The 18833-nt window shown below is 67.1% G+C and carries 12 protein-coding genes and 4 tRNA genes; 5 read left to right on the forward strand and 11 right to left on the reverse strand.

Annotated elements, in window-relative coordinates; genetic code table 11:
- Positions 1-161: 161 nt before the first annotated feature.
- From ACZ9AQ_RS20025 to ACZ9AQ_RS20035, 3 genes are read left to right on the forward strand one after another with little or no spacing between them, the layout of a single operon-like run.
- Positions 162-1997, forward strand: coding sequence for a TOL_0244 family TonB-dependent receptor (locus ACZ9AQ_RS20025; protein WP_429204949.1), 1836 nt, complete (start codon positions 162-164; stop codon positions 1995-1997).
- A gap of 16 nt (positions 1998-2013) precedes the next feature.
- Positions 2014-2595, forward strand: coding sequence for a TOL_0243 family YfiR-like periplasmic protein (locus ACZ9AQ_RS20030; RefSeq protein ID WP_429204947.1), 582 nt, complete (start codon positions 2014-2016; stop codon positions 2593-2595).
- Positions 2595-4487 (forward strand): sensor histidine kinase, YfiR-like protein-associated, encoded by a 1893-nt coding sequence (locus tag ACZ9AQ_RS20035; protein WP_429204945.1) that lies wholly within the window; start codon positions 2595-2597, stop codon positions 4485-4487. Before ACZ9AQ_RS20030 ends, ACZ9AQ_RS20035 begins: the two co-directional genes overlap by 1 nt.
- Before the next feature lie 455 nt (positions 4488-4942).
- Here the strand turns inward: ACZ9AQ_RS20035 and ACZ9AQ_RS20040 are convergent.
- The 5 genes from ACZ9AQ_RS20040 to ACZ9AQ_RS20060 all read right to left on the reverse strand — a co-directional run bounded on the left by ACZ9AQ_RS20040 (position 4943) and on the right by ACZ9AQ_RS20060 (position 6398).
- Positions 4943-5019, reverse strand: a tRNA-Arg gene (locus ACZ9AQ_RS20040).
- 122 nt (positions 5020-5141) lie between these two features.
- Positions 5142-5218 (reverse strand) — tRNA-Arg (locus ACZ9AQ_RS20045).
- A gap of 28 nt (positions 5219-5246) precedes the next feature.
- A complete protein-coding gene (locus tag ACZ9AQ_RS20050; protein ID WP_429204944.1) occupies positions 5247-5891 on the reverse strand; it encodes an NUDIX hydrolase in 645 nt (214 codons plus the stop codon).
- Between the two features lie 196 nt (positions 5892-6087).
- Positions 6088-6164: transfer RNA gene (locus tag ACZ9AQ_RS20055), tRNA-Arg, on the reverse strand.
- Between the two features lie 157 nt (positions 6165-6321).
- A tRNA-Arg gene (locus tag ACZ9AQ_RS20060) sits at positions 6322-6398 on the reverse strand.
- 109 nt (positions 6399-6507) lie between these two features.
- Here ACZ9AQ_RS20060 and ACZ9AQ_RS20065 point away from each other — a divergent pair.
- Positions 6508-10383 (forward strand): two-component regulator propeller domain-containing protein, encoded by a 3876-nt coding sequence (locus tag ACZ9AQ_RS20065; RefSeq protein ID WP_429204942.1) that lies wholly within the window; start codon positions 6508-6510, stop codon positions 10381-10383.
- Positions 10384-10402: 19 nt separating this feature from the next.
- Here ACZ9AQ_RS20065 and ACZ9AQ_RS20070 read toward each other — a convergent pair whose 3' ends face one another.
- Both ACZ9AQ_RS20070 and ACZ9AQ_RS20075 read right to left on the reverse strand, forming a co-directional pair.
- Positions 10403-11344 carry a D-2-hydroxyacid dehydrogenase gene (locus ACZ9AQ_RS20070; protein WP_429204940.1) on the reverse strand — a complete coding sequence of 314 codons (942 nt, stop codon included), beginning with the start codon at positions 11342-11344 and terminating at the stop codon, positions 10403-10405.
- Positions 11345-11500: 156 nt separating this feature from the next.
- Complete coding sequence (locus ACZ9AQ_RS20075) at positions 11501-11791, reverse strand: hypothetical protein (protein WP_429204939.1); 291 nt, start codon at positions 11789-11791, stop codon at positions 11501-11503.
- A gap of 254 nt (positions 11792-12045) precedes the next feature.
- On the opposite strand from ACZ9AQ_RS20075, the gene ligD reads away from it, so the two are divergent.
- Entirely contained in the window at positions 12046-14640 is a 2595-nt protein-coding gene (ligD, locus tag ACZ9AQ_RS20080) for a DNA ligase D (protein ID WP_429204938.1), read from the forward strand.
- 87 nt (positions 14641-14727) lie between these two features.
- Here the strand turns inward: ligD and ACZ9AQ_RS20085 are convergent, their stop codons facing one another.
- The 4 genes from ACZ9AQ_RS20085 to ACZ9AQ_RS20100 all read right to left on the reverse strand — a co-directional run bounded on the left by ACZ9AQ_RS20085 (position 14728) and on the right by ACZ9AQ_RS20100 (position 18676).
- Positions 14728-16191: a catalase gene (locus ACZ9AQ_RS20085; protein WP_429204937.1), complete on the reverse strand. Its 1464-nt coding sequence runs from the start codon at positions 16189-16191 to the stop codon at positions 14728-14730.
- A gap of 155 nt (positions 16192-16346) precedes the next feature.
- A complete protein-coding gene (locus ACZ9AQ_RS20090) occupies positions 16347-16580 on the reverse strand; it encodes a hypothetical protein (protein WP_429204936.1) in 234 nt (77 codons plus the stop codon).
- Positions 16581-16582: 2 nt separating this feature from the next.
- Complete coding sequence (ku, locus tag ACZ9AQ_RS20095) at positions 16583-17677, reverse strand: non-homologous end joining protein Ku (protein WP_429204934.1); 1095 nt, start codon at positions 17675-17677, stop codon at positions 16583-16585.
- 33 nt (positions 17678-17710) lie between these two features.
- Positions 17711-18676, reverse strand: a complete 966-nt coding sequence (locus ACZ9AQ_RS20100; RefSeq protein WP_429204933.1) for an SDR family oxidoreductase — start codon at positions 18674-18676, stop codon at positions 17711-17713.
- Between the last annotated feature and the right edge of the window lie 157 nt (positions 18677-18833).

An 18833-nucleotide genomic window follows, 5' to 3' on the forward strand; every position in this document is an offset into this window, starting at 1 on the left:
TAGCGTGCACGCACTTGGTGCGTGCGTGAAAATGTTCTAGGATGGCAACTATGTCATCTTCTTCGTTGCTTGTTCGCGCCGGTATCGCGCTGCTGTCCTGCGCTTGCGCCTGCGCTGCGCAGGCGCAGACACGGCCAATCGACCCGCCACCGGGCCCGGCCATGCCGCTCGCCGACTATTCTCTCGAACAGCTTTCCGACATCGTGGTGATCTCGGTCTCGCGCCAGAACGAGCCGCTCGGGCGGGCGTCGGCCTCGGTGTACGTGATCCAGGGCGCCGAGATCGCCCGTTCCGGCGCCACCACCTTGCCCGAGGCGCTACGCCTGGCGCCCAACCTGGTGGTCGCGCGCATCGGCGCCGGATCGTATGCGATCAGCACGCGCGGCTTCGTTTCGCCGCTGGCCAACAAGTTGCTGGTGATGGTCGACGGCCGCAGCGTGTATTCGCCGCTGTTCTCGGGCGTGTTCTGGGAAATGCAGGACGTGCCGCTGGAAGACGTGGAGCGCATCGAGGTGATCAGCGGCGCCGGCGGCACCGCCTGGGGCACGAATGCCGTGAACGGCGTCATCAACGTCATCACCCGCAGCGCCGCCGAGACCCATGGCGGCCTGGCGACCGCGCATGCCGGCGGCGGCGAACAAGGCGCGAGCGTGCGCTATGGCGGACAGTTCGCCGGCGGCGCGCATTGGCGCGCCTATGCGCGTGGCATGGAGGTCGAGGGGTTTGCCCGCGACGCGGGCGGGCCGGATGCCGGCGGCATGCGGCGCCAGCAGGCGGGTTTCCGTCTGGACTGGGAGGCCGGCGCCGACGACGTCAGCATCAGTGGCGACATCTACGATGGGCGCCTGCGCGCTGGGGGCGACCAGTCGCGCGTCAAGATGGCGGGAGCCAACCTGCTGGGGCGGGTCGAGCACCGGCTCGACGAGAACCAGAGCGTGCGCCTGCAGGCGTGGCTCGACCACTCGCGGCGCGACCAGCAGGACGTCGGCGCCCAGCGCCTGGACACGGTCGACGTCGAGGCCCAGCACCTGCTGCGCCTGGATGGCCACAGCCTGGCCTGGGGCGGCGGCTATCGCTACAGCCGCGACCGGATCGACAACGGCCCCGTGCTGCGCTTTACCCCGGCGCGCCGCAGCCTGCGCTGGTCGCACCTGTTCGTCCAGGACGACATCAGCGTGGCGCAGGACGTGCGCGCGAGCGCCGGCGTGCGCATCGAACACAATGTGTACACCGGCAGCGAGGTGCTGCCCAGCCTGCGCCTGGCATGGGACGTCGATGCGCGCTCGATGCTGTGGGCGGCATTGTCGCGCACGGTGCGCGCGCCGTCGCGCATCGACCGCGATCTCTACGCCGTCGACTCGCTCGATCCGAACGCCTACCTGATCGCGGGCGGAGCGGACGTGGTGGCGGAGACGGCGCGCGTGGCCGAGCTGGGCTATCGCGCCCAGCCCCTGCCTTCGCTGTCGTGGTCGGCAACCGTCTTCTATACGGATTTCGAGCGCCTGCGCACGCTGGAACCGGCCCCGGCGCACGCCGGTCCGCCGGCGGCCTATGTCCTGCAAAGCCTGGGCAAGGGCGCGCTGCGCGGCGTCGAGCTGTGGGCCAACTGGCAGGCCGCGCGTGGCTGGCGCCTGCAGGCGGGCGCGGTGCTGCAAGACCTGGACATCGGGCGCGAGCCGGGTAGTCGCGACGATACGGGCCTGAGTTTTCTTGCTGGCAACGATCCACGCGTGACCTGGACCGTGCGCAGCGCGCACGACCTGGGCGCGCGCCTGCGGGCCGATCTGGCGCTCCGTTACGTCGCGCGCATGCCACAGACGGCCCTGCCAAGCTATCATGAGCTCGACGCGCGGTTGGCGTGGCAGCTACGCCCCGATCTCGAGATCGCCCTTGTCGGGCGTAACCTGCTGCACCGACGCCACGCCGAATACGGCGCGGCCGGCAGCCGCCAGCTGATCGAGCGGTCGGTGTTCGCCAGCGCGGCGCTGCGTTTTTGATGGGCCAATGAATTCCATGACAATCAATCAACCTGAACGCCCGCAGCGACGCCGGGCATGCCGGGCCCTGGCGCTGCCCCTGCTGCTGGCCGGCGCGCCCCTGCTGCCGCTGGCCGCCCAGGCCGCGGCGCCGGCGCTCGAGCGGCGCGTGAAGGCGGCTTTCCTGTATAAATTCCTCGGTTACGCCGAATTCCCGCCGCAAGCCTTCGCCGACGCCGCCACGCCCCTCACCCTGGGCGTGGTCGGCGCCGAGGATATGGCGGCCGAGCTGGCGCGGATCGCCACCGGGCGCATGGTGGCGGGGCGCACGATCGCCGTGCGCGCGCTGCGCGAGCAGGAGCTGGCCCAGCCGGTGCACGTGCTGTTCGTGGCCGGCCGCGACGAGGCGCGCACGGCGCGCCTGCTGCGCTCCTCGCCGGCCTTTCTGACCGTGACCGAATGCGAAGGCTGCCTGCAGCACGGCAGCGTGATCAATTTTACGATCGTCGATGAGCGCGTACGTTTCGACGTCTCGCTCGACGCGGCGGAAAAGAAGCATGTGAAGCTCAGTTCGCGCCTGCTGACGGTGGCGAACCGCGTGCAGAAAGGAGCCTCCTGATGCCAATGCACGATACCGGCTCCGTCAGGAGCAAACTGATCCTGATGGCGGTGGCGACCACCGTGGTGGCCCTGCTCACCGCGGGCGTGGCGATGCTGCTGCTCGACCTGCGCACCTTCCAGCGTTACTGGATCGACGATCTCACCACCCAGGCCGACATCGTCGCCAGCGTGACCGCGCCCGCGGTCTCGTTCAACGATGCGACCGACGTCACCCAGAACCTGACCCTGCTGCGCGTGCGTCCGCAGATCGTGGCGGCCGCGGTCTACACCGCCAACGGCGCCCGCTTCGCCACCTATGTGCGGCCCGACGTGCGCGCGCAGTTGCCGGAGCGGCCCGAGCCGGCCGGCTACCGCATCGAGCGCGGCGAAGTCGTGCTGTACCGCGACATCGTCGAGAACGGCGAACGGATCGGCACGGTCTACCTGCGTTCGCGCTACGGCGTGCTGGACCGGGCCCTGAGCTACGGCGCCATCCTGGGCGGTGTGCTGCTGGGCGCCCTGGTGATCGCGGCCCTGGTGGCTTCGCGCCTGCAGGCGTCGATCACGCGTCCGCTGGAGGCGGTCACCGATGTCGCACGCCAGGTGATGCTGCGCCGCGACTTCTCGCTGCGCGTGCCGGGCAAGGAAAAGGGCGAGATCGGCGTGCTGGTCGACGCCTTCAACGACATGCTGGCCGAGATCGGGCGCCGCTCGGACGCGCTGCAGGCGGCCAACCGCACGCTCGAACACGAGATGGACGTACGCCAGCGCGCCGAAGGCGCCCTGATCGTGGCCGACCGGCGCAAGGACGAATTCCTGGCCACCCTGGCGCACGAGCTGCGCAACCCGCTGGCGCCGATCCGCACCGGCCTCGACATCCTGCGCATCCGCAGCGGCGACGCCCAGGCCACCCAGCGCGCCACCGACATCATGGAACGCCAGCTGCGCCAGATGGTGCGCTTGGTGGACGACCTGCTGGACGTCTCGCGCATCAATACCGGCAAGTTCACCATCAAGATGGGACGCGTGGAACTGAAGGCCGTCGTCAACGACGCGCTGGAAGTGGTGCGCTCCTATATCGAGCTGCACGGGCATGAGCTGGTGCTGGAGCTGCCGGACCGTCCGGTATTCCTGCATGGCGACGCCACGCGCCTGGCGCAGATCCTGTCGAACCTGCTCAACAACGCGGCCAAGTACACCAACCGCGGCGGCAAGGTGATGCTCAAGGGGGCGGTGGAGGACAAGACCCTGGTGCTCGAAGTGGCCGACACCGGCATCGGGCTGGCGCCGGACATGCTCGATTCGGTGTTCGAGATGTTCGTCCAGGTCGACTCGACCCTGGAGCGCAGCAACGCCGGCCTGGGCGTGGGCCTGTCGCTGGCGCGCAAGCTGGTCGAGCTGCACGGCGGCACCATCACCGCCCATAGCGAAGGCATGGGCCTGGGCAGCCGTTTCCTGGTGCGCCTGCCGATCGTGGTCGCCCCGGAGCCGCCGACCAAGCCGACCCCGGCCGCCTTCATCAGCACCGAGAGTTATCGCATCTTGCTCGCCGACGACAACGTCGACTTCGTCAACAGCATCGGCGCCTTGCTCACCGCGATGGGCCATAGCGTGGTGATCACCCACAACGGCCCGGATGCGCTGGCTGCGGCGGCGCGCTTCTGCCCGGACTACGCCTTCCTCGACATCGGCTTGCCGCACATGTCGGGCTACGACCTGGCGCGCGGCATCCGCAAGCTGCCCAGCGGCGCGCTGACGGTGTTGATCGCGGTGACCGGCTGGGGCCAGGAAAAAGACCGCCAGCTGGCCTTCGAGGCCGGCTTCGACCACCATATGGTCAAGCCGGTGCGCTTCGAGCAGATCGAGGAGATCCTGGGCACGCGCAGCGTCGTCAAGAAGGCGCGCACGTAAAAACGTAATCACGTGCGACGTTGCCGGTCGTTCGTTCGATTGTTCGTTCGTGCCACAGGCAGGCGGGGCGGGGTGGGGCGTCGGCCCTGCTGCGGGCGCCGGCGCCGGGCCGGGAAACCCGGCGCGCCCAGGCCGCCAGGCATCATGCCCAAGGTAGCCGGCCCGTGCGCCAGCGCCGTCGGCGGACAGCAGTTCGCCTCACCAGCAGGTAATCGTCGCAGTCCGCGAGGTCGTCGTTGGCGATGGTCCACCGGTCGCGGGCGCCGGCTTGCGCTGCTTCTCCCGCAGTGATGAGGACGTCATCGGCGGCGTACGGGCGCAGGATGGGTGCAAGGGACGAGCGTCAGTCGCTCATGGAGCCCGATGTGCGGATGACATGGGCCCGCGCGCCTGCGGTGCGAGCAGCCAAGAAAAAATGGCTTAGAATTTCTTCTGAGCCATTCTCTTGAAACAGTTGGTGCGGCTGGCAGGAATCGAACCCACGACCCCTTGGTTCGTAGCCAAGTACTCTATCCAGCTGAGCTACAGCCGCCCGAGGCACGCATTATAACGGCATTCAGACGAAACGCCAAGCAAGGATTCTGCGATGCCAACACAGAACTCCGAAAAGAAAAATGGCCCAGAATATCTTCTGAGCCATTCTCTTGAAACAGTTGGTGCGGCTGGCAGGAATCGAACCCACGACCCCTTGGTTCGTAGCCAAGTACTCTATCCAGCTGAGCTACAGCCGCCCGAGGCACGCATTATAGCGATGCTTGTTCATCTTGGCAAAGGATTGGCGACAAAATCTTTGTTTTTATCCATCGTCGCCGGCGCCAGCGCCCGCGCCAGGGCATCGATCACCGCCCGGTCGTGAGGATTGCACAGCAATGCGGGCAAATCCGCTTGCGGGACCAGGTGCACGGCCTGGCTTTCCCATCCCATCAGCGCCGGATTGCCGCCGACCCGGCGCGCCAGGTAGTAGCGCGTATGGGTCTGGGTGCGTGCGCTGTCGATCAGGTGGGCCAGGATCTCGACCCGCAGGCCGGATTCCTCGAACGCTTCGCGGATCGCCGTGGCTTGCAGGTTGACGCCGGGATCGACCCGGCCCTTGGGAAAGGTCGCGTCGTAGCCGCCGAAGCGGTTCGAGGGCGCCACCGCCCACACGCGGCCATCGTCTTCCACGATCACGACGCCGGCGGCCGGGGAGCGCGACGGCGGCAGGTCGAAGGCCGGTTCGGCGATATCGGCCTGGCCCGCGACGTCGTTCCACCCCGCATTCGTGGCGGGCGCGTCGATCCACGGCGCGAACGGTACGCCGTTCAGGACCGGAGGCAGGGCGCCGAGCGGTACGACGGTCGCGATCCGTGCCGGGTCGAGCCAGGACGCCAGTGCGGTCGGCAACGAGGGCGAGCGGATCGGCACGGGTTCGCCGCGCTCATCGGGTTGGGGGTGATGCTGTGGCTGATGGTGAGGCTGATGGTGAGGCTGAGAAGCGGCGGCGTCGTTCATGGGCGAAAGTGACGGGTGCGCATTGAAAGCCGGGCATTGAAAGCCCGCACATTGCTGGCCTAAAAGCAATAAGGGCACTTCTTGCGAAGTGCCCTTATCTGAAGAAGGTTGGTGCGGCTGGCAGGAATCGAACCCACGACCCCTTGGTTCGTAGCCAAGTACTCTATCCAGCTGAGCTACAGCCGCCCAATGCAGGCATTATAGCGGGAGGTGGACGTCTTGGCAAAGGTTCAGTGCCGAACCGTGTAACGGGCGGAGAAAAAGGGGGTACAAAACCGCCCTGGATCAATCCAGCAGGCAAAGAAAAAGGGCCAGATCGTGTGATCTGGCCCTCTGTATTTTCTGGTGCGGCTGGCAGGAATCGAACCCACGACCCCTTGGTTCGTAGCCAAGTACTCTATCCAGCTGAGCTACAGCCGCCCGAGGCATGCATTATAGCAGCGGGCCGCCGGTTCTGGAAGTCTCAAAATATTTCACCTTAGCAAACTCCTCTGGTAGATTGGATGGCAGGATCATCAACTGGATCGCCATGCCGGGTTTCACCACTGTCCGCGCCACCTCGTGTCGCTGCATCTTCCTGCTGTTGCTGAGCATTCTGGGCATGCTCGCCGCGCTGCCCGGGGACGCGGGCGCCGCCCAGCGCAGCCTGCGCTTCGAACGGCTGTCGGTCGACCATGGCCTGTCCCAGCATTCGGTGATCAATATTTTGCAGGACCGCCAGGGCTTCATCTGGTTCGGCACCCAGGCCGGGCTGCACCGTTTCGACGGCTACCGGATGACCGTGTACCGAAACGACACCAAGGATCCGGGCAGCATCCCCGACAACCACGTATCGGCCTCGTACGAGGATCCGCACGGCCATCTGTGGTTCGGCACCAAGGGCGGCCTCGCGCGCCATGATCCGGCCACCGGCCGCTTCCAGCGCCACACGCTGGCAGATGAAGGGCGCAGCGTGCTGCGCTCGGTGGTGGCCATCGTGCCGGGACCGGATGGCGCGCTGTGGCTGGCGACCAGCGACGGCGTGGTGCGCTTCGATCCGGCCACCGGCCGGCACCGCGGCTATGTGCACGACCCCGAGGACCGCGCCAGCCTGCGCGACGACCGGGTCAACGCGCTCGCCTTCGACAATGCGGGCGCGCTGTGGGTGGGCACGGCGGATGGGCTGGACCGGATGGAGCCGGACAGCGGCCGCTTCACCCACTTCGCGCTCGCCCCGCCGGCCGACGCCAAGCGCAATACCGTGCTCGCGCTGTCGATGGGGCCGCGCGACACGCTGTGGGTCGGCACCGCGTCCGGGCTCGAAGCCTGGCGCCTCGACGAAGGGGCGCCGCGGCGCCAGCGCATGGCCGCGGCCGATGGCATGGGCGACGTGCACGTCAAGACCCTGTACCACGACAGCGGCGCCCAGCTCTGGGTCGGCACCGAGAAGCAGGGCCTCAAATGGCGCGATCCTTCCAGCGGCAAGTTCATCAGCTATCGCAATGCGCCCCAGGACCCGCACAGCCTGTCCGACAACCAGGTGCCCGCGGTGCTGGTCGACCGCACCGGCACCCTGTGGGTCGGCACTTATTTTGGCGGCATCAATCGCACCGACCTGGCCAGCGGCGGCTTTACGCGCTACGGCGATACCGAGGGCATCGGTCGCGCGCGGGTGCGCGCCATCGCCGACGCGGGCGACGGCCGCCTGTGGGTCGGCACCGTCAGCGACGGCCTGATGCTGCTCGATCCGGCCACCCGGCAAGCCACGCGCCTGCGCTCGGCCATGCTGGGCGACCGGGTTACGGCGCTGGCCTCGGCCCATGGCCGGCTCTGGATCGGCACCGCGACCGGCCTGCTGTGGCGCGCGCCGGACGGGCGCATGAAGCGGGTGGCGCTGGGACCGGGCCCGGGCGCCAATCACGTGCAAGCGATCCGCGTCGGCCGTGACGGCACCTTGTGGGTCACGACGCGGGACGGCCTGTCGGCGCTGGCGCCCGGCCATGAAACCGCGCGCAGCTGGCGCAACGATCCGCTCGACCCGACCAGCCTGGGCGACAACTTCGGCCGCGCGCTGCTGGAAGACCGGCACCGCGTGGTGTGGATCGGCACCGAGTCGGGCCTGGAACGGTTCGACCGCGCCTCCGATACCTTTACCCGCTTTCGCAGCGATCCGGCCGATCCGGGCAGCCTGCGCCACAGCCGGATCAACTACCTGTACGAATCGGCCAAGGGCGACCTGTGGATCGGCACCGCCGGCGGGCTGCACCGCATGATGCGCGACGGCGAACGCGCCTGGTTCCGCTTCTATCCCTTCGCCGATGCGGGCGAGGGGCCGTCGATCGGCGCCATCCTCGAGGACGACGACGGCAACCTGTGGGTCAGCACCACGGCCGGCATCACGCGCGTCGATCCGGTGAGTGGCCAGGCCAAGAGCTACACGGCCAGGAACGGCCTGATCGACGGCTCCTACTTCGTGGGCGCGGGCTGGCGCGGCGCCAACGGCCAGCTGCATTTCGGCGGCATCAACGGCATGACCTCGTTCTTTCCGGCCGAGGTGCGCGACAACCCGTTTGCGCCGAGGGTGGCGATCACCGATCTCCTGGTGCTGAACCGCTCGCGCGCGCTTCCCGACCTGCCGACGCGGCGCGAGATCACGCTGTCGCACCACGATACCGTGTTCACGCTCGAGTTCGCGGCCTTGCACTACGCCGACCCGCACGCCAACCGCTATGCCTACCAGCTCGAAGGCTTCGACCAGGGCTGGGTCGACACCGGCGCCAGCCGGCGCTTCGCGACCTACACCAACCTCGATCCGGGACGCTATGTGTTCCGGGTCCGGGCCAGCAACAAGGACGGCCTGTGGAGCCAGGACGCCGCCACGCTGGCGATCACGATCACGCCGCCGTACTGGAAGACCTGGTGGTTCCGCGCGCTGGCGGCAAGCGCGGTGCTGGCGCTGTCCTACCTGGCCTACCGGTTGCGGGTGCGCGCGCTGGTGGAGCAGAAAGGCCTGCTGGCGCGCGAAGTCCATGCCCGGACGGCCGAACTGCTGCTGCAGAAGGACGCGGCCGAGCGCGACAAGCGCGAAGTCGAACGCCAGAAGGAATCAGTCGAGCGCGCGCACCGCAATATCGCGCTGCTGTCCGACATGGGCCGGGCCTTGACCGCGAACCTGGACATCGAAACCATCATGAGCACGCTCTACCGGCACGTGGTGGAGCTGATGGACGCGCCGGTCTTCGCGGTCGCGCTGTGGCGCCCGGAGCGCGAGACGCTCGAGCTGCCGTATGCGGTGGTGGTCGGACGGCGCATGGCGCCGCGCGAGCTGCGCTTCGATCCGGCGCGCCACCTGCTGTCGTGCTGCGTGGCCGAAGGCCGCGAGTTCCTGCTGGCCGACGTCCTGGCCGAATTGCCTGCGTGCCTGCCGCAGGCGGTCGATGCGCTCGATGCGGTGGCGGTGTCGGATGACGCCATTCATGCGCCGTGCTCGCTGCTGTGCGTCCCGGTGACGGCGGGCGAGCGGGTGCTGGGCGCGGTAACGGTGCAGAGCCGCCAGCCAGACGCCTACAGCCAGGTCCACCTCGACATGCTCGGGACGCTGGCGGCCTACGTCGGCGTGGCGATGGACAATGCCGAAGCCTACCACCGCCTCAAGGAAACCCAGGCCCAGCTGGCGGCGCAAGAGAAACTGGCCTCCCTCGGTTCGCTGGTGGCGGGCGTGGCGCACGAGCTCAACACCCCGATCGGCAACAGCCTGCTGATGGCCAGCACCCTGCAGGAGCGCACGCACGCGGTGGCGGCGCGCGTCGCGCACGCCACGCTCAAGCGCTCCGACCTCGAAGACTACATGGCGGCGTCGCACGAAGCGTCGGCCCTGATCGTGCGCAGCCTGCACAATGCGGCCGAACTGGTGAGCAGCTTCCGCCAGGTCTCGGTGGACCAGGCCAGCGACCAGCGCCGTCGCTTCGACCTGGCCCAGGCCTGCCATGAGATCGTCGCGACCCTGATGAGCACGGTGCGCCTGGCCGAACACCGCCTGCTGCTCGACGTGCCGGCCGGGATCGTGATGGATGGATTCCCGGGCCCGCTCGGCCAGGTCCTGATCAATTTCGTCAACAACGCCATGCTGCACGCTTTCGAGGGCCCGGGCGGCGCCATGACGATCGGCGCCGTGCCCCAAGACGGCCGGGTGACCATCACCTTCCGCGACGATGGCCGCGGCATCGAGCCGGCCCATCTCGGCCGCATCTTCGATCCTTTCTTCACGACCCGCATGGGGCAGGGCGGGACCGGGCTGGGCCTGAACATCGTCTACAACATCGTCACGGGCCTCTTGGGCGGCACGATCCGGGTCGAGAGCACGCCCGGCGCCGGTACGCTGTTCGTGCTCGACCTGCCGCTGCGTGCGCCGGACGCGCCGGCTTGAGGCGAGGCAGGGCCTGCGCTCAGGCCACGTTGCGTGGAGCGCCCGCGCGCCAGGCCTCGATGTTATCGACCAGCACGTCGGCCAGCGCCTGCATCGCGCCGGCGCTGGCCCAGGCCACGTGCGGGGTCAGGATGAAGTTCGGCAGGCGCATGCGCAGCAGGGGATTGGCGGACGCCGGCGGCTCCGTGCTCAGGACGTCGAAGCCGGCGCCAATGCGGCCTTCCATCAGTACGTTGGCCAGCGCCGCTTCGTCGACCAGGCCGCCGCGCGCGGTATTGATCAGAATCGCGCCCGGCTTCATCAGGCCCAGCTCGCGCCGGCCGATCAGGTCACGGGTCTGTTCGGTGAGCGGCAGGTGCAGGCTGACGATATCGGAGGTTGCCAGCAGCTCGTCCAGCGCCAGTTCGGTGACGTCCGGATCCTGGATCGGCGAGCGCGAGGTGGCGGCCACCCGCATGCCAAGGGCGCGCGCGATGCCGGCGACCCGCTTGCCGAGCGCGCCGTAGCCGACGATGCCCAGGCGGCTGCCGGCCAGGTCGCCGATCGGGTGGTCGAGCAGGCAGAAGCGGCTGGAGGTTTCCCATTTGCCGGCCTCGACGTCGAGGGCATAGGCGCGCAGGTTGCGGCGCAGCGCCAGCATCAGGGTGAAACAGTGCTCCGGCACCGAGACCAGCGCGTAGTCGCGGACGTTCGAGACCACGATGCCGCGCTCGCGGCAGGCGGCCAGGTCGACGTTGTCAAGGCCGGTGGCGGCGACGGCAACCAGCTTCAGGTCGGGCAGTTGCGCGATCGCCCCGGCGCGGAGCACCACCTTGTTGGTGATTGCGACGGTGGCGCCGGCCAGGCGTTCCACGACCTCGTCCGGGCTGGTGCCCGCGTGATCCTGCCAGGTATGCGCAAAGCCGGGAACGCGCACATTTGCTTGCAGGCTGTCGCGGTCAAGAAAGACGATACGGTCCATGATGTCCTTTCTGGCTATGGGCAAAGTCTTATTGTAGAGCAGGCATGGCAAAAGACAGGGAGGCCTGCCTTTTGCATGGGAGCGGCGTGCGGGACGCCGCGATATGGTGAGGCTCGAGCCGGCTTCTGGTGAGGGCCCTGAGCGAGGGAGCTACTACTAACGGGCGACGCTGTCGGCCTTCGCTTCAGCCTGGTCGGCCTTGGCTTCGGCCTTCTTCTCGGCTGCCTTCGCCTCGGCCTTGGCCACGTCGGCCTTTGCTTCGGCCTGGGCCTTCTCTACCTTCTCGTCGGCCTTGGCGACTTCTTTCGCATGCTTGGCGTCGGCCCTGGCCGCGTCTTTGGAGGCCTCGGTGGCGTGTGCGTCGGCATGGGGAGCGGTGGCAGGGGTCTGGGCGAACACGGAAGTAGCGAACAGACCAGCGATCAGGGTAGCGGCGATTTTGCTCATGGTGTCATTCCTTCATGGTAATTTGAAACCCGGTTGGTCTCGGGTGGGGCTCCGTGGAGTTCCTCGTGTTACTGGTTCCTCGTGTTACTGAGTCCTCGTGTTACTGAGCTGATAACGGGCCCCGATACGGCCCAGTTGACCCGTTTTACATCCGCTTACATTTGTCGTTTCGACCACGGTCAGCGTTCGCTGCCGTACAGTCTGGAGCGCGGGGCAGGAATAGGCTGTCGTCAATGGAATCCAGGAGTACCGCGATGCCGGACGCACTCAAAGTCTATCGAGCCAAGCGCAATTTCACGACCACGCCCGAGCCGGCCGAGGGCGGCACGCCCGGCATGGATGAATTGACATTCGTTATCCAGAAGCACTGGGCCAGCCGCCTGCACTACGATTTCCGGCTCGAGCTCGACGGCACGATGAAGAGCTGGGCGGTGCCGAAAGGCCCCAGCTACGATACGCACGACAAGCGCATGGCGGTGCAGGTCGAGGACCACCCGATCGCGTATGCCGATTTCGAAGGAACGATTCCGGCTAAGCAATATGGCGCCGGCAAAGTCATCATCTGGGACAAGGGGACCTGGGAGCCGCTGGAAGACCCGCACAAGGGCTTCGCCAAGGGCAGCATCAAGTTCGAGATGCACGGCCACAAGATGCGCGGCCGCTGGACGCTGGTGCGCATGAAGGGCCGCGGCGAGAAGCAGGAGCCGTGGCTCCTGATCAAGGAGAAGGACGAGTACGCACGCTCGTCCGAGGAATTCTCGCTGGTCGACGAGATGCCGGACAGCGTCAAGGATCTGCCGCTGCCGGCGCGGGTGCGGCGCAAGATCGACGCGCTGCGCACGGGCGAGGACGAAGCGCCGGCGCCGAAGAAGCGGGCGGCGGCGAAGAAGGCCGCGGCCAGGCCGACTGCCGCGGCGAAGAAGAAATCCGGCGCCAAACCCGGGGCCGCGCCGGCCTCGGACCGGGTCGCGTTGCCCGAGAAATTTTCTCCCGAGCTGGCCACGCTGGTGGATGCGCCCCCGCCCGACCCCGAAAACTGGGTGTTCGAGGTCAAGTTCGACGGTTACCGCATGCTGGCGCGCATCGAGAACGGCGCCGCGCGCCTGATCACGCGCAATGCGAATGACTGGACCGACAAGCTGTTGCCGCTCAAGGCCGAGCTGGAGCGCATGACACTGCCCGACGGCTGGTACGACGGCGAGATCGTGGTCCACGACGAGAACGGCAAGCCCGATTTCGGCAAGCTGCAGCAGGCCTTCGACGGCAGGCACGCCGAGCAGATCGAATTCTTCCTGTTCGACGTGCCGTACTTCGACGGCCACGACTTGCGCGAGCTGGCGCTGGTCGAGCGGCGCGGCTTGCTCGAAAAATTGCTGGCGAAAAAGAAGTCGGACCAGGTCCGCTTCTCGGCCGAGTTCGGCAGCAAGCCGGATGAGCTGGTGGCCGCCGCCTGCAAGATCGGCCTGGAAGGCGTGATCGGCAAGCGCCGCGATGCGCGCTACGTGTCGCGGCGATCGCCCGACTGGATCAAGCTCAAGTGCGGGTTGCGCCAGGAATTCGTGATCGGCGGCTTTACCGACCCCAAGGGCGCGCGTACCGGCATCGGTGCGCTGCTGCTTGGGACGTATGACGAGGAAGGGGTGCTGCGCTACGCAGGCAACGTCGGCTCGGGCTTCAATCATTCCTCGCTGGCCTCGATCGCCAGGCGGCTGGAGAAGCTGCGCAGCGACGAGAGTCCGTTCCCGCCGCGCGCCGTCCCCGGCCGCAAGCACCACTGGGTCAAGCCGGTGCTGGTGGCCGAGGTCAGCTTCTCCGAGTGGACCAGCGCCGGCGCCGTGCGCCACCCGGTATTCCAGGGCCTGCGCGAAGACAAGCCGGCCAGGGGCATTACACGTGAAAAGGCAAGACATATGGAAGCAGCATCCGCGACAGACGCTCCGGACCCTGTTTCGGCGCCGGACAGGCTGCCGGCGACGATGAAGATCACGAACGGCGAGCGCGTGATCGACAAGGAAAGCGGCGCGACCAAGCTCGACCTGATCCGCTACTACGCGCTGGTGGGCAAACTGATGATGGAACACCTGAAGGGGCGTCCGGTATCGCTGGTGCGCGCGCCCGAGGGCGTGGGCGGCGAGCTGTTTTTCCAGAAGCACGCCGACGTGCGCAAGATGCCGGGCCTGCGCCACCTGGACGCTGCGCTCGACCCCGACCATTCGCCGATGCTCGAAGTAGCGAGCGTGCAAGGAATCCTGTCGTCGGCGCAGTGGAACGTGATCGAGATTCACACGCAAAACGCGCTCAAGGGCAGCTACCAGAAGCCCAACCGCATGGTGTTCGACCTCGACCCGGGCGAGGGCGTCGCCTGGCCGGCGATGCAGGAGGCGGCCCAGCTGATGCATGCCTTCCTCGATGAATTGGGCTTGCCTGCCTTTCTCAAGACCAGCGGCGGCAAGGGGCTGCACGTGGTGGTGCCGATCAAGGGCGGCTATGACTGGGATACGGTGAAGGCGTTCTCGCAGGCGATCGTCGGCCATATGGCCGACACCTTGCCCGACCGCTTCGCCTTCAAGAGCGGCCCGAAGAACCGGGTCGGCAAGATCTTCATCGACTACCTGCGCAACGGGCAGGGCGCAACCACCGTCGCCGCCTGGTCGGCGCGGGTGCGGCCCGGACTCGGAATCTCGGTGCCGCTGCGGTGGGAAGAGCTGGCGGACCTGAAATCGAGCACGCAGTGGACCGTGGCCAACGTGCACACGCGGCTGGACGAGGGCAACGCGCCGTGGGAAGGCTACGCCAGGGCGGCGAAGACGCTCACCCGGGCCATGAAGGCGCTCGGATTCGAGCGCTGAACCAAAAAAAAGCCGCCACGCCGGCACTGGCGGTCCGGGTGGCGGGCAGGGTGGACGGCGTGGCCGTCCACGCGTTCAAAGCAGGCGCTAGTCGACGTTGCGTCCGAGCGCCTTGAGCGAAGCGCGCACGCCATTTCCGTAGTCCGGATCGGCCAGGTCGAAGTGGCGCAACTGGCGCTGCAGGATGGCCTCGTCCACCTGGCTCAGCGGGCCGGCCAGGTTGTCGCACAGGTTCTGGCGCGCCTGGGCGTCCATCAGGCGGAACAGGTTGCCGGCCTGCGTGTAATCGTCTTCCCGGCCGCGGAAATCGAAGCGGCCGGCATCGCCTTCCAGGGCCAGTTCGCGCTCGCCGTGACCCATGCCGGTGGCGCCGGCGCCCACGCTGCTGAGCCTGTGGTAGTTGTGCGCGGCGCCGCCGTTGGCGATCGCCATCGCACCGTCACGCTGGTGGTTGTGGACCGGGCAGCGCGGGGCGTTCACCGGCAGGTGCTGGTGGTTGGTGCCGACGCGGTACAGCTGGGCGTCGTGGTAGCCGAACAGGCGGCCCTGCAGCATCTTGTCGGGCGAGTAGCCCAGGCCCGGAACCACGTTGGCCGGCGAGAAGGCGGCCTGCTCGACCTCGGCGTGGTAGTTCTGCGGGTTGCGGTTCAGTTCCAGCACGCCGACCGGCTGCAGCGGGAAGTCGCCGTGCGGCCAGACCTTGGTCAGGTCGAACGGATTCCAGCCGGTGCGCGCGCTCCAGGCTTCCAGTTCCTGGATGGTCGCGACCTGAACCTGGACGTCCCAGCGCGGGAAGTCATTGGCGGCGATCGCATTGAACAGGTCGCGCTGGGCGTGATCCGGGTCGCTTCCGGCGATGCGGGTGGCGTCTGGCGCGCTCAGGTTCTTGATGCCCTGGCGGGTCTTGAAGTGCCACTTCACGTAGACGCGCTCGCCCTGGTCGTTGATCAGGCTAAAGGTGTGGCTGCCGAAACCGTCCATGTGGCGGTAGCCGTCCGGGGTGCCGCGATCCGAGAACAGGATCGTGACCTGGTGCAGGCTCTCCGGCGCGTTGCTCCAGAAATCGAACATCATATTGGCCGACTTCAGGTTCGTCTGCGGATCGCGCTTCTGCGTGTGGATGAAGTCCGGGAAGTTGATCGGGTCCTTGATGAAGAACACCGGCGTGTTGTTGCCGACCAGGTCCCAGTTGCCTTCCTCGGTATAAAAGCGCAGTGCGAAGCCGCGCGGATCGCGTTCGGTATCGGCGCTGCCTTTTTCGCCGCCGACGGTCGAGAAGCGCAGGAACACCGGGGTCTCTTTGCCGACGTGGGCGAACAGGTTCGCCTTGGTCAGCCTGGTGATGTCGTGGGTGACGGTGAAGCTGCCATAGGCGCCCGACCCCTTGGCGTGGACGACGCGCTCGGGGATGCGCTCACGGTTGAAGTGCTGCAGCTTTTCGATCAGGTGGAAATCCTGGAGCAGCAACGGGCCGCGCGGGCCGGCGCTCAGCGAGTTCTGGTTGTCGGCGACCGGGATGCCGGAGGCGGTGGTCAGGCGGGGTTGGCTCATGCTGATCTCCTCATTGCGTTGAATTTCAATGATATAGATTCTACAGAGCAATTTTGACTAGGAAAAGATAATTGATTTAATAGTTATGATAGTTTTTTATAATTCGGCAGGACGAACCACTGCCGGGAGGCGGCGCAGTGGCCGCCTCCCGGCATTCACTGGCCGTTCTTGTAGATGCCCCGGACATTCATCGCCATCAACGCCAGCTGCAACGTGATCAGGGCCCAGGCGCCGTCGTGCCAGCCCCAGGCGATCCACATCAGGTTACTGAGGATGAACATCCAGAACCCGAACACCCGGCGTTCGGCGCGCTTGGAGCCGATCAGGAAGGCGGCGTAGAGGCTGACCACCATGGCCGGCCACTGGAGGAGGTCGATCAGTTCCCCCATCCTCACGCCGCCTTCTTGCGCGCCGGCGCCCTGGCGGTCGCCTTGGCGGCGGCCTTGACCGGGGCCTTCTTGGCGGCGGCTTTCTTCGCCACGGGCTTGGCCGCGGTCTTGCTCGCCGTCGCCCGCGTCGACCTGGCCCCGCTCGCGCCCGCACGGCTGCCCGCATCGGCCGTCTTGCGTGCACGCGGCGCGGAGACCTCGTCGTCGTCGTCGTCCTCGTCGTCGGCAGGTTTTCTCGACTTGCGCGGTGGCGGATCGTCGTCATCGTCGTCGTCTTCCAGCGCCGCCAGCGCGGCCTTGGCCGGCTTCTTGCCCAGGCTGGCCTGGAGCAGGGCGACCAGGTCGATGACCTTGCCGCTCGTGCGTTTTTCCTTCTCGGGCTCGGGCTGGGTGATGGTCTTGGTCTGCTTGGCCTTGATCTTTTTCTTGACCAGGGCCAGGACGTCCTCGCGGTAGGTGTCGCGATACTGCTCCGGCTCCCAGTCCTCGCTCATGCCCTCGACCAGCGCCATCGCCATCTTGAGTTCCTTGACCGTGACGGCGGCGCTCTTCGAGGAGGGCGACGGGATCTTGAGTTCGCCCGCGTCGCGCATCTCGTCCGGATAGCGCAGCGTGTTGAGCACGATGGTGTCGCCCACGCACACCAGCGCCGCCAGGTGTTGCTTGACGCGGATGACGACGCGCGCGATGCCGATCTTGCCCGCCTCGCGCAGGGTCTCGCGCAGCAGGGCGTAGACCTTGGCGCCGCCCTTGCCCGGTGCGAGGTAGTACGGCTGGTCGTAGTAGATCAGCGGTACTTCCTCGGCATTGACGAAGGCCTGGATGTCGATGGTTTGCGTCGCCTCGGGGTTGGCGCGGCGCAGGTCTTCGTCGGACAGGACGACGTACTCGCCGTCTTCATATTCGTAGCCCTTGACGATGTCGTCCCACGCCACTTCCTTGCCGTTGCCTTTGTTGTAGCGCTTGAAACCGACCGGCGAAAAGTCGCGCCGGTCGAGCATGGTCAGATCCAGCCCCTTGCTGTCGACCGCGGCGTACATATCGACCGGGATGTGGACCAGCCCGAAACTGATCGCCCCTTTCCACATGCTGCGCATGGATACCCTCCTCGTCGTTTGCAAGCCGGCCGGTCAGCCGACCGAACCGGTAATCGGCAGCACGATGCCGGTGATGTAGCCCGAGCACACGGGCGAGGCCAGGAACACGTAGGCCGGCGACAGTTCTTCCGGCTGGGCCGGGCGCTTGTAGTCGGTGGCGGCGCCGAATTCCTTCAGCTGTTCGGGCGGCTGGTCGGCCGGGTTGAGCGGGGTCCAGACCGGGCCCGGCGCCACCGCATTGACGCGGATGCCCTGTTCGATCAGGCTCGAGGCGAGCGACATCGTGAAGGCGTGGATCGCGCCCTTGGTGGCCGAATAGTCGAGCAGCTTCTTCGATCCCTGGAGGCCCGTGACCGATCCGGTGTTGATGATCGCCGCGCCGCGTTTCAGATGCGGCAACGCCGCGCGCGCCATGTGGAAGTAGCCGTAGATATTGGTGCGGAAGGTCTCGTCGAGTCGCTCGTCGGTGATGTCGAGCAGCGAGTTCGCATGTTCCTGGAAGGCGGCGTTGTTCACCAGCACGTCCAGGCGGCCGAATTCGGCGACCACCTTTTCCACCGCCTCGTTGCAGAAGGCGGCGTCCTTGACGTCGCCCGGGATGGTCAGGCAGCGGCGGCCCTCGGCTTCGACGCAGCGCCTGGTTTCCTCGGCGTCCTCGTGTTCGTTCAGGTACATTACGGCCACGTCGGCGCCCTCGCGCGCGAACAGCACCGCGACCGCGCGGCCGATGCCGGAGTCGGCGCCGGTCACGATGGCGCTCATGCCTTCCAGCTTGCCGCTGCCCTTGTAGCCGTCGGCCATGAATTTCGGCTTGAGTTCCATCTGCGCCTCGATGCCGGGCTTGGCCAGGTGCTGCGCGGGCATCGGCGTGCCGGGCTGCGGGACGCCGGTCTGGACCGCCTCGTCATTGCCTTCGGCCTTCTGCATGCTGGCGTCGATCTGGTCCTGGCGGCTCTGGATTGCCTTCTGCTTGTTTGCCACGTCGTCCTGCTGTCCCATCGTGCTTCTCCCATGAATATGCGTTCGGTCTTCAGAGTATTGGACGCACGGCGCGGTGCGACGGTGCGGTTCCACACACAGCGGCGCGGTTATGGCACACTCGCTGGCAAAACACGCCCGCTCGCGGGGCGGATCGGTAATGCCTGGAAACGTCTGG

This window comes from Massilia sp. UYP34, from assembly GCF_056279385.1.

Coding starts and splice junctions, on each gene's coding strand:
- ACZ9AQ_RS20025 (WP_429204949.1), top strand. CDS start 162: ATGCCGCTCGCCGACTATTCTCTCGAACAGCTTTCCGACATCGTGGTG.
- ACZ9AQ_RS20030 (WP_429204947.1), top strand. CDS start 2,014: ATGACAATCAATCAACCTGAACGCCCGCAGCGACGCCGGGCATGCCGG.
- ACZ9AQ_RS20035 (WP_429204945.1), top strand. CDS start 2,595: ATGCCAATGCACGATACCGGCTCCGTCAGGAGCAAACTGATCCTGATG.
- ACZ9AQ_RS20065 (WP_429204942.1), top strand. CDS start 6,508: ATGCCGGGTTTCACCACTGTCCGCGCCACCTCGTGTCGCTGCATCTTC.
- ACZ9AQ_RS20070 (WP_429204940.1), bottom strand. CDS start 11,344: ATGGACCGTATCGTCTTTCTTGACCGCGACAGCCTGCAAGCAAATGTG.
- ACZ9AQ_RS20075 (WP_429204939.1), bottom strand. CDS start 11,791: ATGAGCAAAATCGCCGCTACCCTGATCGCTGGTCTGTTCGCTACTTCC.
- ligD (WP_429204938.1), top strand. CDS start 12,046: ATGCCGGACGCACTCAAAGTCTATCGAGCCAAGCGCAATTTCACGACC.
- ACZ9AQ_RS20085 (WP_429204937.1), bottom strand. CDS start 16,191: ATGAGCCAACCCCGCCTGACCACCGCCTCCGGCATCCCGGTCGCCGAC.
- ACZ9AQ_RS20090 (WP_429204936.1), bottom strand. CDS start 16,580: ATGGGGGAACTGATCGACCTCCTCCAGTGGCCGGCCATGGTGGTCAGC.
- ku (WP_429204934.1), bottom strand. CDS start 17,677: ATGCGCAGCATGTGGAAAGGGGCGATCAGTTTCGGGCTGGTCCACATC.
- ACZ9AQ_RS20100 (WP_429204933.1), bottom strand. CDS start 18,676: ATGGGACAGCAGGACGACGTGGCAAACAAGCAGAAGGCAATCCAGAGC.